General features: G+C 42.2%; 14 protein-coding genes. 9 read left to right on the plus strand and 5 right to left on the minus strand.

The annotated features are described in order from the left end of the window. The first annotated feature begins 493 nt into the window (after positions 1-493). Positions 494-922: a helix-turn-helix domain-containing protein gene (locus tag KFT32_RS09340; RefSeq protein WP_211746921.1), complete on the plus strand. Its 429-nt coding sequence runs from the start codon at positions 494-496 to the stop codon at positions 920-922. 191 nt (positions 923-1,113) lie between these two features. On the opposite strand, the gene KFT32_RS09345 is transcribed toward KFT32_RS09340, so the two are convergent. Together KFT32_RS09345 and KFT32_RS09350 are read right to left on the minus strand one after the other, a co-directional pair. Next, positions 1,114-1,908 (minus strand): formate/nitrite transporter family protein, encoded by a 795-nt coding sequence (locus KFT32_RS09345; RefSeq protein WP_211746922.1) that lies wholly within the window; start codon positions 1,906-1,908, stop codon positions 1,114-1,116. 315 nt (positions 1,909-2,223) lie between these two features. Beyond that, positions 2,224-2,985: an MBL fold metallo-hydrolase gene (locus KFT32_RS09350; RefSeq protein ID WP_249435778.1), complete on the minus strand. Its 762-nt coding sequence runs from the start codon at positions 2,983-2,985 to the stop codon at positions 2,224-2,226. A 218-nt stretch (positions 2,986-3,203) separates the two neighbouring features. On the opposite strand from KFT32_RS09350, the gene KFT32_RS09355 reads away from it, so the two are divergent. From KFT32_RS09355 to KFT32_RS09390, 8 genes are all read left to right on the plus strand, one after another. Continuing rightward, positions 3,204-4,145 (plus strand): metallophosphoesterase family protein, encoded by a 942-nt coding sequence (locus tag KFT32_RS09355; protein ID WP_211746923.1) that lies wholly within the window; start codon positions 3,204-3,206, stop codon positions 4,143-4,145. Further along, positions 4,138-4,794 (plus strand): glycerol-3-phosphate responsive antiterminator, encoded by a 657-nt coding sequence (locus tag KFT32_RS09360; RefSeq protein ID WP_211746924.1) that lies wholly within the window; start codon positions 4,138-4,140, stop codon positions 4,792-4,794. Before KFT32_RS09355 ends, KFT32_RS09360 begins: the two co-directional genes overlap by 8 nt. 252 nt (positions 4,795-5,046) lie before the next feature. Beyond that, complete coding sequence (locus KFT32_RS09365) at positions 5,047-6,375, plus strand: ABC transporter substrate-binding protein (RefSeq protein WP_211746925.1); 1,329 nt, start codon at positions 5,047-5,049, stop codon at positions 6,373-6,375. A gap of 16 nt (positions 6,376-6,391) precedes the next feature. Beyond that, positions 6,392-7,510, plus strand: coding sequence for an ABC transporter ATP-binding protein (locus tag KFT32_RS09370; RefSeq protein WP_211746926.1), 1,119 nt, complete (start codon positions 6,392-6,394; stop codon positions 7,508-7,510). Positions 7,511-7,513: 3 nt separating this feature from the next. Beyond that, a complete protein-coding gene (locus KFT32_RS09375) occupies positions 7,514-8,401 on the plus strand; it encodes a carbohydrate ABC transporter permease (protein WP_211746927.1) in 888 nt (295 codons plus the stop codon). Positions 8,402-8,548: 147 nt separating this feature from the next. After that, on the plus strand, positions 8,549-9,376 hold the full coding sequence (locus KFT32_RS09380; RefSeq protein ID WP_211747069.1) for a carbohydrate ABC transporter permease: 828 nt from the start codon (positions 8,549-8,551) through the stop codon (positions 9,374-9,376). Between the two features lie 47 nt (positions 9,377-9,423). Continuing rightward, a complete protein-coding gene (locus tag KFT32_RS09385; protein WP_211746928.1) occupies positions 9,424-9,699 on the plus strand; it encodes a hypothetical protein in 276 nt (91 codons plus the stop codon). A gap of 132 nt (positions 9,700-9,831) precedes the next feature. Beyond that, positions 9,832-10,098 carry an excalibur calcium-binding domain-containing protein gene (locus tag KFT32_RS09390; protein WP_211746929.1) on the plus strand — a complete coding sequence of 89 codons (267 nt, stop codon included), beginning with the start codon at positions 9,832-9,834 and terminating at the stop codon, positions 10,096-10,098. Between the two features lie 106 nt (positions 10,099-10,204). Here the strand turns inward: KFT32_RS09390 and KFT32_RS09395 are convergent, their stop codons facing one another. The 3 genes from KFT32_RS09395 to KFT32_RS09405 all read right to left on the minus strand — a co-directional run bounded on the left by KFT32_RS09395 (position 10,205) and on the right by KFT32_RS09405 (position 12,736). Next, on the minus strand, positions 10,205-10,402 hold the full coding sequence (locus tag KFT32_RS09395) for a hypothetical protein (protein ID WP_211746930.1): 198 nt from the start codon (positions 10,400-10,402) through the stop codon (positions 10,205-10,207). Between the two features lie 280 nt (positions 10,403-10,682). Then, positions 10,683-11,363 carry a hypothetical protein gene (locus tag KFT32_RS09400; RefSeq protein WP_211746931.1) on the minus strand — a complete coding sequence of 227 codons (681 nt, stop codon included), beginning with the start codon at positions 11,361-11,363 and terminating at the stop codon, positions 10,683-10,685. A 224-nt stretch (positions 11,364-11,587) separates the two neighbouring features. Beyond that, positions 11,588-12,736, minus strand: a complete 1,149-nt coding sequence (locus KFT32_RS09405; protein ID WP_211746932.1) for a mannitol-1-phosphate 5-dehydrogenase — start codon at positions 12,734-12,736, stop codon at positions 11,588-11,590. Position 12,737: the final 1 nt, after the last annotated feature.

The raw sequence follows: 12,737 nt of genomic DNA on the forward strand, positions 1-12,737 counted from the left end.
GATATACTAGAAAGAGAGCATTACTCGCCCAAATGAAGTGAAGGAAGATATATACAAATCGAGGATCTGCTGTTAAATTAATGGGTAAGAATATTGTAGGAGGAAATAAAATGAGTAGACGTCTGGATATGGTCGTTATGTTTGGTTACTTTTGTATCCTCCTGTTCGGTGTTGTAGTAAAAGAAATTCCGTATCAATTCGGAATAAGAAACTAGAGCTAAGACAGATGAGAGATATCCGCAAGAGAGTAGAGTTCGTACATAAGATTAGCAAAAAAGACTGTTTCCTTTTACATGAGAACAGTCTTTTTTTGTAAATTAAGGAATGAATTGACCAATCGAAGAATAATGTTTATAATAATTAACATATTTGTTAAGTTTACTATTAGATTCATTTTGGAAGGCATAACTCGGGTATAAACTGCATTACATAAGGATATAAGAACAATAGTGTAATTGAATGTAACGCTAAAGAGTAAAGGAAGGTTAAATCAATGATCAAGACTGAAACCGCTTACCGCAGAGCGAAGGAAAAATTGAAAGATCACAAGGCATATATCGTAAACGAGAAACTTCGTTTTCAGAGTATGGGACTCAGCAAGGAACAAACTTCACATGCGATTCAACCATTGCTTGCTTTTAAAGACGAACTTGCAGAGGAAATTCATAATTATGAGATGATTAAACAAGGGACCTTTTTTCCTGTTCAAAATATTATGGAACTCGGTAAAAATTTGATTGCACACCGAATCTATTTAAATTTATCCCAGGCAGAGCTTGCTAAAAGACTGGGTGTCTCGGAAGCTCAGGTCTCAAGGGACGAGAGAAATGAGTATGAAGGAGCAACAACAGAGAAAATTCAAAGCGTGATGAATGCTTTAGGGTTGAAGACAACGATCCATATTGAGATGGCTGTAGGGTAACGAATCGGAAAAGGAAGCAGTAGTGGCTCATATAGAGCTATGTGTGACTCCTCTGTTTACTTCTACGTGTGACAAAAAAGGGGTATGAACGATTATGTTCATACCCCTTTTTTATTCGTTGCTATTCTAAATTTGCTGCTGATCAGGACAGAGTACAAGAGTGATGTCCCCTGTATGCCGGACGAAAAGACTTAGTGCTTTGCTTCTTCTTCCTCATCGAATGGTTTATTAATATAGTGGTAAAAATATCCCATCATAAACACGCCGCCTACCATGTTACCAATCGTTACAGGGATCAAGTTATGAAGGATAGCTCCAAGAGATACAGCCTCTGAATGCTCCAGCACAAGTGCGATGGCAAAGGTACACATGTTAGCAATACTGTGCTCGTATCCCGAAATAAAAAAGCAGAATACAAACAAGATCATGGCGAACATTTTGGCTCCGTTTTCCTTCATAAACATAGGTACAAAAAAGGCGAGGCATACAAGCCAATTACATAAAATCGCTCGAAAAAACAACTCTACAACGGTAGCATCCAGCTTGTGCTCCACTACACTAAGTAAAAATGTATTTACGCTGGGTGAGGCGTAAAGGTTCGTTACATCAATGAGGAAAGCGAATACCAGAGCACCAAGCAGGTTCCCCACATAAGTAAGTCCCCATAGTTTGTATACCGTTTTCCACTCCATTTTTTTCTTTAGTGCTGCATATGTAAAGTAAAAAGTATTACCTGTAAAAAGATCAGCGCCTCCGTAGGCAATGAGGATAATCGCTGCTCCAAACGTAAGTGCTGCCATCGGATAGGCTGCAGGTGATTCTACCATGTAAAAAAAATTGCCTGTCTTAAAGGCGACAATAACGCCGAATCCAATGAACATACTGGCAAGCATTGCCCGCAAGATATACATTTTCCAATCTTTTTGGTATACCTTATATTTTTTCAATGCATACTTTTCGACGAGGCGTAAACCTTCTGCTTCCAAATCGATCCCTCCGTGTACTACGAAATAAACAAGCCCTAATGATTTCCATTCCCTACAAGATTATGTCCAAGCTGAAGTGAGTGTATGTATAGTGAGTCAGAATGTAGAGTTTAAGGATGATAAGCGTATTAGAAATGGATTTTCGGGGAATTTCAAATCGTTTTCATAAATGTAGATCATAAAAGACCATTCAGCCTAATTTAAAATAATCGATAAGGCATTGCAATTATATGAATTACTTCACATTTAGAAAGGAAGATCATGAGAAATATTAAAAAGGGCGCGAATCCGATTCGTGCCCTTCCTTATATCAGCTTATTGTTCAAATTGATTTATAATTTCGGTAATCCGTTGATTGGCCTCTCCTTTATATATACCACCGTGATAGCATATGACACAGTTGATATCATAATGATCCAGCTGTTTGAGAGAATCGATTGCCTTTTTCATATCTAACGTATGGATGGGGCTAGGACCTAGCAGCTCCCCGTTTGCTACAACAAGGGCATCGCCTGCAATAAGCGTTTTGCTTGCCTCATGATAGAGACTGATATGACCTGGGGTGTGACCCGGAGTCTCCACGACAGTAATTCCACCCCCATAGGGTAAAGTTTCTTTATTAACAACAGTTCTATCTACAGGTGCTTTAGGCGGATTTTCAAGCGTGAGCTTGAAGGCTTGTTTCATCTGATCGGGGACTTCGGCAGGAAGAGAGGCTAAGGATTTTACAATGGATTCGGGTGTGATTCTAATAAGTAGTTTGTCGCCTTGAATGTAGGGTTGTTCTATTGGGTCCGAAATGATCTCTGCATGGGGGGAAGCTTCTCTAAGCCCAGGCAGATTGCCAATATGGTCGAGGTCTTGATGTGTGAGGATGATTCGGCTGATGTTGTTCACGCTGTATCCGAGACTTACCATCTCCTGTTCAATCAGAGGTAATTGGCCAGGGTAGCCGGTATCCACCAGAATCAGTTCTTCTCCATCATGTAAAAGGGTAGGGTAGACGCACTGGTTGCGACCCATCACGGTTTGAGACAATTCCATCATACTGATTTGTTTTGATATTGATACTGACATGGTAGGATCCCTCCATTTCAATTTGTGAGGATACTATCATATCAATTTTTATCTCACCTGTAAAATTAATTAAATATCATAACATAATTTAGTGTAAAAGTCAATATTAAATTATCTGGATATGTATTTTACAAAAAACATGACTGGATGTGGATTCCAGATTACATTCTCCATTTATACTTCATTACAGATAGACGCAAAGGAGAGTGTACAAGACAGTGAGAATAGCGATTATGGGTGATTTACATTATCACGAGGCAGATCCAACGCTTGGTAACTGGACGGAAGCAAGAGATGCGTTCTATAAAAACATGTTGCATCATTATTTTAGCTGCGAGGCCGACTTGTATATATCACTTGGTGATCTGACCAATTTTGGAACAAAACGCGAACTGCAAGAGGTTTATGAGATTATACACTCCTACGAACGCAAGTTTCATCACGTTCTTGGGAATCACGATACGTACAGTCAGCCCAAAAAGGACATTCAAAAGCAAACAGGACAAGCTTGTTATTACTCTGTAACGATGGAGGATTACGTTCTCGTCTTTCTGGATACGACAAGAGAGATGGATTTGGAGAACTGGGGAGGCTGGATAGATGAGGAGCAGCTGAACTGGTTTGAAGAGGTCGTTCAGACATCGGGTACGAAGCCGATGCTGGTCTTCGCCCATCACCCTGTACATCTAACGACGAGAGGTTCAGATCGTGATAAAGGTTCAATTGATCCCTCCATTGATATGTGGCGTATTCTTCGTCAGAAGAAGGGATCAGGTCTTTATTTTAACGGTCATACCCATATGGATTCGATTGTAGTACAGCATAATTGGACTTTCGTACAGTTGTCCGCTTGCCTTGATGAGCACGCATACCGTCTTGCGGAAATTGTAGGAGAAGAAGTTCAGATTCAGGCAGTAGATATTATGGACTCCGCACTCGCTGTTCAGTTACCTGAGATTCATAAGCATATGAAGCATTTTAGCGCTAATCCGCATGCTCGTGGGAACGATTTGGATCGGGAGTGCTGTGTACAGCTGATTGGCGAGAAGATCAATGACGAAGCATTTTTCAAAGAACTCGAAGCAGAGTTGTATGAGGGAGAGAGAGGTTCGCATTCAAGTGCGGAAATCAGACTTGGGGGCGACAAGGCACATGTCTAATGTTGTATCTCCTCTGTCTAAGCGAACAGAGAGCGTAAAGTCTGTCTCTAAAAAAACAAGTAAGCAACATTCGGTTGCTTACTTGTTGGAACGTCTGTCAGAGTACCGTAATGTAGCTTCCATTCGAGATGTACGCTACATTGAAACAGCCTTGTCCTATAAAGATCAGCTCAGCGGGGTGTTCCTTCTCACGGGAAGTATTGGGGTGATCAAAGGATATGTAGAGCTATTCCAAAAACATGATATTCCGGTATTTGTACATGTTGAGAAGATCGGTGGACTTTCTTATGACCAGCAGGGACTTGAATATTTGGCAAATGCGATTCGGCCTGACGGTATTATTACGACCAAAATTCAGGTAGTCAAGAAAGCGCAAAAACTGGGGCTTGCTACGATACAGCGGTTTTTTCTCGTTGATTCGGAGGGCCTTGCCAATATTGCTCAAAGTCTTGCCCAAGTAGAGCCTGATATTATTGAAATTATGCCAGCCCGAATTCCTGAAGTACTCCAGAAGGTAAGAGAAATGACAGATATTCCGCTCATTTCAGGAGGTTTACTGCGGAAGAGAGAACATGCGGAAGCTTGTTTGGTAGAAGGAGCAACCGCCATCTCTTCCTCGAGTCAGGACCTATGGGAAAAGTCATTTTAAGCAGTTAACGTTATTTAACACGAATCATCGATTCATTTAACATTTACGTTCTATGATGAAATTAGAAAAAAAGTTAGAAGAAACAAAAAGAGTACAAATAACCTCACAAGTAAATATATACCGGGTTGGAGTGATGGAGAAACCTGATCAGATCAAGAGAAGCCTGTAGTGGCTGCTCCTGGTCTGATAGAGGTTTCTTTTGTTATGCCTAGATCGGGAGTCTATATGTTTTTAATCCAAGGAGGATTTGTGATGAGAAAAGGAAAGACACGCAGTTTGCTAACACTTGTACTGGGGATGACGGTTCTACTTTCTGCTTGTGGTACGGAATCAGGCGGTAATGCAGCAACGAATGCAGCCGGAGCTGCTGGGGGGAACAGTGCAAGCCCTGAGGAGAAAGTTCAGATTAAATATTGGTATGCCTATGGTGACAAAACGGAAGAGGCGAAGCAAGAGCTTGTAAAACGATTTAATGAGTCTCAAGACAAAATCGAAGTCGTTGCTGAATACCAGGGCAATTATAATGACCTGCATGCGAAGGTACAAGCTGCTTTTGCAGCAAACGATGCACCAGCCGTATCCGATCTTGAGATTTCTTCAACAGGAACCTTTGCCAGATACGGTATGATTACGGACCTTACTGCATTAGCAGAACAAGATAAGGACCAGTTACAGATGGATGATTTTAACCCAGGATTGATGGGGAATGCCTACGTGGATGGCAAATTGTACGGCCTTCCTTTTATGCGCAGTACACCGATTATGTATATGAACGTTACTATGCTGGAAGAAGCAGGACTTGATCCAGCTGGACCTAAGACTTGGGATGAATTCGAAGAATACGGAAAAGTACTAAAAGCAAAGGGAAAAACAGCCATGACGATGCCTGCAGACATTTGGTACTATGAAGGCCTTGTTGCACAGTCAGGTGGTCAAGTGTTGACGGATGACGGGAAAGCTGGGTTGTTTAATTCTCCTGAAGGGGTAGCCCCAGTGGAATTTTGGAAGAAACTTGCTAGCCAAGGCATTATTAAAATTCCTGTAGGCGATGAGGCAGGAGCAACCGCAGACAAAGATTGGGCTAACCAGGCATCTGCGTTCCGTTTCGGTTCTACAGCTGGTGTTGCTGGAGCTATTGAAATCTCAAAAGGAAATAACTTTGAATTTACGACTGCTTTTATGCCAGCTAATAAATCTTATGGTGTTCCAACAGGTGGGTGTCAACTCGTCATTACTTCAAAACTCAGTGATGAAGAAAAAGCAGCAGCTTGGGAATTCCTTAAATTCATGACGACGACTGAAAGTACAACGTATCAGAGCAAACACACAGGATACTTGCCTACTCGAATTTCAGCGCTGGAGAGCGAAGAGTTACAGTCTTTGTACAAGGAATACCCGCAGTATAAAGTCGCTGTAGACCAACTTGCCTATGCAAGACCTCGTCCAATGGAGACGGCTTATCCAGAAGTTGCGAAGATCGTGAAGAGTGCCATTGAAAAAACGTTGCTTGATCCGAAGGTCTCTGTGCAGGATGCAATGGACGAAGCCAACGAAAAGGCGAATGCATTGCTCAGCAAATAAAAGGGAGTTGACATGAATGGGCAAAATCGAGCTGAAAGGCATCAGTAAATTTTTTAAGCAGGAAGAGGTTATTAAAGACCTCGACCTTACGATAAAAGATGGTTCGTTCACTGTGCTTGTCGGTCCTTCCGGTTGTGGTAAATCAACCACGCTCCGCATGATTGCGGGGCTGGATGATCAGACGAGCGGTGACATTTGGATTGATGGCAAACGTGTCAACGGGGTTCCGCCGGGCATGCGGGACGTGGCGATGGTATTCCAAAACTATGCTTTATATCCGACGATGAATGTCCATGACAATATTGAATTTGGCCTCATTAACCGTAAGGTTCCGAAAAAGGAACGTGAGGCACTGATTGCGGATATCGCTGAAATTGTAGGCCTGAGCGATTATATGAAAAAGAAGCCGGAGATGCTCTCCGGCGGTCAGCGCCAGCGTGTGGCACTCGCTCGTGCCATGGTGAAGAAACCGCAAGTATTTATTCTTGACGAGCCACTGAGTAATTTGGACGCAAAACTTCGCCATCAAATGCGGACAGAGCTTATTCAATTGCATAAAAGACTTGGCACGACGTTTGTATATGTAACTCATGACCAAGTTGAAGCGATGTCGATGGGTGATGAAATCGTCATTATGAATAAGGGTGTAATTCAACAGGCGGCCTCACCACTCGAGCTGTATAATGATCCGGCGAATATGTTCGCCGCTCAGTTTATCGGTACACCGGCAATGAATATTCTTCCTTATAAAGGACTGCAACTTCACACGTTATCTGCTTCCAGTAAAGAAGATATTCGTCATTTCGGGTTCCGGCCTGAGCATGCTCAGCTAAATTTAGGGCAAGAAACGTCAGTAGAGGGTCTGCGAATAGGTGGAGAAATCATGACTCGGGAGAGCCTTGGTGCGGAAAATATTTATCAAATCCAGTCCAGTTTCGGCATGTTCTCGATCAAAACCTTTTTAGCACCTCTTATACTCGATAACATGGTTACCGTTACGGTTCCTTATGAGCATCTTTACTACTTTGACAACAGTGGAATGAGGCTAAGACAAGCGGAATTCAGAGTAGCTTCGAATGAACCGGTAACTTCGGAGAGGGCTCTTGAACTCATTTCGGTGGGTGGAGGAGTGTAGTGCATGATCAATCAGTCATCTAACTTATGGCATAAGCTTAGACCCTATGGATTGGTAGCTCCGGCACTATCCGTTTTTGGTGTATTTTTTATTTATCCTATTTTTTATATGATCTATCTCAGTGTATTTGACTGGAATTTTGTCAGTCCTACGAAGGAATATGTCGGCTTGCAAAATTTTTCGGCGTTATTGTCGGATTCAGAGTTCCGTCAGGTTCTGCTAAATACGACAATTTACACGGTAGCTACCGTGCTGCTTACGCTTAGTATCTCTTTGCTGTTAGCCTTGTGGTTGAACCGTTCTGGATTTTTCTATGGATTTGTCCAAGGGGCGATTTTCAGTCCGCATATCATTTCTTTGGTTTCGATCTCGCTTCTATGGAGCTGGCTGATGGACCCGGAATACGGCCTGCTGAACTGGGTAATCGGCTTATTCGGAATGGAACCATTGCAATGGTTAGCCCATCCGGATACGTCACTGATGTCACTGATTCTGGTAGCGGTGTGGAAAGGAATAGGATTCAATACGCTTGTCTTTATTGCCGGACTGCAGAGTATCCCAAAAAGCATCTATGAAGCGGCTGCTTTGGATCGATCGAAACCGTGGCGTACCTTTATTCGCCTTACATTACCTATGTTATCGCCAACACTCTTTTTCCTTGCGATTATGAGTATGATCGGTTCCTTTCAGGTGTTTGAAACGATCGCTATCATGACTCAAGGAGGACCGGTAAATTCAACCAATACACTGGTCTACTACATTTATCAATATGGTTTCCGCTTCTTTAAGATCGGATATGCTTCAGCAGCTGGGGTGATCCTGCTCGTCATCGTTGGTATCCTTACCATCTTGTATTTCCGTCTATTGTCCCAAAAAGTGCATTATCGTTAATACAAATGTAGAGAAGAAGTAAATGAACATGTAGAAGTTGAGTAGAATAGGATCGGCAAGGAGAGGTGGCAATTCATGAACCTATTAGAACCAACAGCAAGAGTAGAAGGTACACTGCGAAGCAAAGTAAAAGAGGAAGTAAGCGGTATGAAGGTGATGAACAGTTTGCTAAAAATCATTAACGTGATTCTTATGGGGGTACTTGTTCTTATCTTCGCGTTACCTTTTGCTTGGATGGTGTCTACATCACTTAAGACGCTGCCTGAAACCATGATTTTCCCGCCAGAGTGGATTCCCTCGAATCCCCAGTGGCAAAATTTCATTCAGGCCTGGAACTCGGGGCCGTTTCTGCATTATTTTATGAACAGTGTCTTGATTTCCGTAGGTATTCTGGTGTTACAGATGCTGACAATTATTCCGGCAGCCTATGCCTTTGCAAGATACGAGTTTAAGGGGTCTGGTATTCTATTTGGATTCGTTATGGTGACCTTAATGATTCCTTCCCAGCTGATCTTCTTACCTGTCTATCTTGAGCTCAGCTCATGGAATCTACTGAACACTCATCTCGGTCTCATCTTACCATTTGCCTCCAGTGCTTTCGGGATTTTTCTCCTTCGTCAGTCGTTCAAGCAAGTACCGAATGAATTGATTGAAGCCGCTAGGCTGGATAAAGCAAAAGAGTGGAAGATTATGCTGAAGCTCATGATTCCGATGGCTCGTCCTGCACTGATTACGTTTGGTTTGTTCAGTTTTATCAGTCATTGGAATGATTACTTCTGGCCGCTTGTAATGACAACCAATGAAACAGCACGTACGCTTCCGCTGGGAATTGCGAAGATTCGGGAGACGGAGGGCGTAGCTACGTGGAATATACTTATGGCAGGAAATCTAATATTGGTCGTACCTATACTGATTGTCTTCTTCTTTGCCCAACGCTCCATTATTAAGGCTTTTGTGTACAACGGAGTGAAATAAGGGGCTTATGTATATTAAGACAACCTGTTCCCAAGCAAGTAGATCCTATGGTTAAATGGTATCCGGAGGTGATTTTCATCCTGAACCCGGATAAGAAAAAACGCAATCCCAAATTTGTAATGGCAGAGGCTGTACTTACTGTTGTAGCCCTCATTTTGCTGATTGTGGGACTGATGAATTCAGCTTTTTCCTTAGGCTGGTTTTTTCTCAGTATGTCTGTCGTATATGCCATTCGATATTGGGAGCTCAGATCGTGGATTTCGGTACTTTCATTTGTCATTTTAATCATGGGTGCCGTAAGTTTGTTTATGCTAGGAAGATAAGTGATCATTATAAAATAGGAAAAGTCTCCTTTAGAGGGGGCTTTTTTCTATTTATTTCATGGATTTTCCTTTGATAATTTATTAAAATAAAGTTTTAAAGTGTATACATAATGTATCGGAGGTGGCATGCAAATGAGAAAATGGACGAAGGTTGTGTTGGTAACTATGGTATCGGCTTCCATGTCTTTGGGAGCTATGGGAGTAATTCATGCGGAAAGCGCAAAGAAATATAAAAACTGTACTGAACTTAACAAAGTGTACAAAGGTGGAGTAGCTAAATCTTCCTCTGTTAAAAATAAGGGAGGGAAAACAAAGTATAAACCACATGTTTCTGCGGCGTTGTATAAAGCGAATAGCTCCAAAGATCGTGACAACGACGGAATTGCCTGCGAGAAATAGAATTTATTATTGATTAAAAAACAACAAAAAGCCGCTACTCACACTTTATAGAAAGGGTGGATATCGGCTTTTATCTGATCTTTAGCTTATATATGTTATTCAGGATTTAAAAAGGGACAGGAATGAGCGTAGAACAATGTCTGATCTCTTGAAAAGGAATGCTGATGATACCTTCTGTATGTTTCAGACGAAGCTTCTTATGGGGGATCTGAAGACTCACGATACCTGAATAGGCAGTGCCATCGGTTAAAGATAGATGTACGGAATACCCTTTTTGCTCAGCAAGTCGTAGTTCTTCCATCATATGAATTCCTCCGTTCGCTTGTGATTAGTTCATATTAACTATGTCGGTAGCAGGAAGAGAAAAATGAAGAACGATTTATGTAATCGCTTTCTTCTATCATAATGGAATAAAGCGGCTAGGAACAGTGTGCAAATAGTCCTGGTTCTGGTATGTCTGTATTCGTGGCTCCCTAAACCTAATCTAGAAAATCTGAATCACTGAAAAAAGCAACCCATCTGAACCGATCGGTTGCTTTTTTCTATGAAGTAACAGCAGGATAGTGAATGTGGTATGTTAATTACTATTTTTTTATCGGTTCGACACCGATCGTAGTACCCGTATCGCTTGGGTCTTTCATTTTAATATTCGTAACATACCATGCTTCATACCCGTTAGATGTCATCGTTTTCTTTACGGTGACAACAGCAGAGCCCTTGCCTTTCCAATTGGAAGCAACAAGTCCATAATCGAATGAGAACTGAGTCGTCGATTTACTCAGAGACTTTGTTTTGAGCTTTTCGATCTCAGACATATGCGGACTGGAGCCTCCCGTTGTCCAGTAGTGATCCTCGAATTCTTTCTTGGTTTTGGAACGTAGTTCAGGTGAGAAAACAGCGTATTGCAGCGCCCCATTACGAGTCTGAATGCCTTTGACCCAAGTGTTTAAGGCTTCTTTGGCTGTAGAGGGGACCATAGCCGATTCCAAACGATCGATCTGAACCGCTTGTTGAGCGGATTCCGGCAGCGTCACTTGAACTTCATTTTTATTAGCATTGTAAACTGCTTTCCCTTTAAATACTTCTGCAAGGCGATCGATCGGAACAAGCACTTTACCGTCTTCGACCTGCAAGTCTAGATAACTTGTCTCAAAGGCTTGATCATTGATCACCAAATTTAGTTTAGATCCTGCATAAGCGGAACCTACAGCAATCATCGCTCCGAAGACAGTACAAAGCACAATTTTTGGTAGGGATTTCAGCATTTTAGCCACCTCTTCTTTATATGTATAGACGGTTTATTATGGAGAAAGTTACATATTTGAAGAGAATTTAGTTCGGTTAAGATGCATTGAAAAATGGAAATTGGCTTAAAGTAGAACAGAAGCAGACAAGGATACAGCTGATCTGAAAAATAAAAACCGCCATCCCGAAGGATAGCGGTTTTATTATGTCTTGCTTATGTTTTTAAGAGTAACAGTCTAGCAGTTTACGCTTGGGAAGTCATTGCATACTGCTCGCAGATGATGCGATGATCTTCACTGCCTTCAGTAAACCCAGTAACAGAGGATACAACAGCTGCAATGCCTTTATCTGCAATTTGCTCTTGTAACTCCTTGGACTGCGGATCTTGCGGGTTGTTATAATGGAAAGCTGCTGCGATGCCTTTCAGAAGCGCTTCATGGCCTAAACCATACTGAATGGCGATGTTAGCTGGACCTACAAGGCGATCTGTAGGGCTCAGTTTCCGCAATGGCTCCCGGCCTACACGGATAACTTCATCACGGATATACGGGTTCTTAAAGCGTTTTTCAATCTTGTCGATGTATTTGAAATGCTCGTCTTTGTCAAAGCCATGCTTCTTAATCAGTGCTTCGCCACTTTCTTCCATAGCCTGGCGAACAACACTGCGGATGGAATCGTTATTGATAGCTTCTTCAATGGTCTCCATACCTGCTAGATAACCAAGATATGCAGTAATTGCATGACCGGTGTTCAAAGTGAACAATTTACGCTGTACATAAGCAAGCAGGTTATCGGTCAATTTCATCCCTGGAATCTGAGGTACTTCACCTTTAAGGGAGGGTTCTTCCACAATCCACTCGTAGAAGGACTCTACACCGACATCAAGAATGTTCTCACCTTGGTAAGGAGGGACGATACGGTCCACTGAACAGTTCGCAAAACCGACATGTTCCTCCGCATACGCTTTGCCAGCTTCAGACAAATGAGTGTACACCTGTTCTTCCAAGTGCTTGCTTCCGCCGACCATGTTCTCACAGGCAATAATATTAAGAGCACCTCTGCCTGCTTCTCTACGTGCTTCAATTCCTTTTGCAATGGTAGAAGCAATGATTTTTAGGACGTTTGGGCCTACTGCAGTAGTTACAATATCTGCCTCCGCTACTTCGCGAACGATATCTGTACCATTGGAAAGGACGCCGGATACATTCGTAATCGTTTCTTGTCTTTGCTCCAGGTCAAGAATATGAATCTGATAACTTTTTTTCTCGTTCAGTTCATTAATCATTTGTTCATTGATATCTGCAAATACGACATGGTAGGAAGCTTGGGAGAGAAGGGCGCCGATAAATCCACGCCCGATGTTCCCTGCTCCAAATTGAATTGCTTTTTTCATG

Origin of the sequence: Paenibacillus sp. Marseille-Q4541 (assembly GCF_018310695.1) — a bacterium.
In the GTDB taxonomy this organism is placed as follows: domain Bacteria; phylum Bacillota; class Bacilli; order Paenibacillales; family Paenibacillaceae; genus Paenibacillus.

Coding starts and splice junctions, on each gene's coding strand:
- KFT32_RS09390 (WP_211746929.1), top strand. CDS start 9,832: ATGAGAAAATGGACGAAGGTTGTGTTGGTAACTATGGTATCGGCTTCC.
- KFT32_RS09365 (WP_211746925.1), top strand. CDS start 5,047: ATGAGAAAAGGAAAGACACGCAGTTTGCTAACACTTGTACTGGGGATG.
- KFT32_RS09400 (WP_211746931.1), bottom strand. CDS start 11,363: ATGCTGAAATCCCTACCAAAAATTGTGCTTTGTACTGTCTTCGGAGCG.
- KFT32_RS09350 (WP_249435778.1), bottom strand. CDS start 2,985: ATGTCAGTATCAATATCAAAACAAATCAGTATGATGGAATTGTCTCAA.
- KFT32_RS09395 (WP_211746930.1), bottom strand. CDS start 10,402: ATGATGGAAGAACTACGACTTGCTGAGCAAAAAGGGTATTCCGTACAT.
- KFT32_RS09385 (WP_211746928.1), top strand. CDS start 9,424: ATGGTTAAATGGTATCCGGAGGTGATTTTCATCCTGAACCCGGATAAG.
- KFT32_RS09380 (WP_211747069.1), top strand. CDS start 8,549: ATGAAGGTGATGAACAGTTTGCTAAAAATCATTAACGTGATTCTTATG.
- KFT32_RS09370 (WP_211746926.1), top strand. CDS start 6,392: ATGGGCAAAATCGAGCTGAAAGGCATCAGTAAATTTTTTAAGCAGGAA.
- KFT32_RS09375 (WP_211746927.1), top strand. CDS start 7,514: ATGATCAATCAGTCATCTAACTTATGGCATAAGCTTAGACCCTATGGA.
- KFT32_RS09405 (WP_211746932.1), bottom strand. CDS start 12,736: ATGAAAAAAGCAATTCAATTTGGAGCAGGGAACATCGGGCGTGGATTT.
- KFT32_RS09360 (WP_211746924.1), top strand. CDS start 4,138: ATGTCTAATGTTGTATCTCCTCTGTCTAAGCGAACAGAGAGCGTAAAG.
- KFT32_RS09340 (WP_211746921.1), top strand. CDS start 494: ATGATCAAGACTGAAACCGCTTACCGCAGAGCGAAGGAAAAATTGAAA.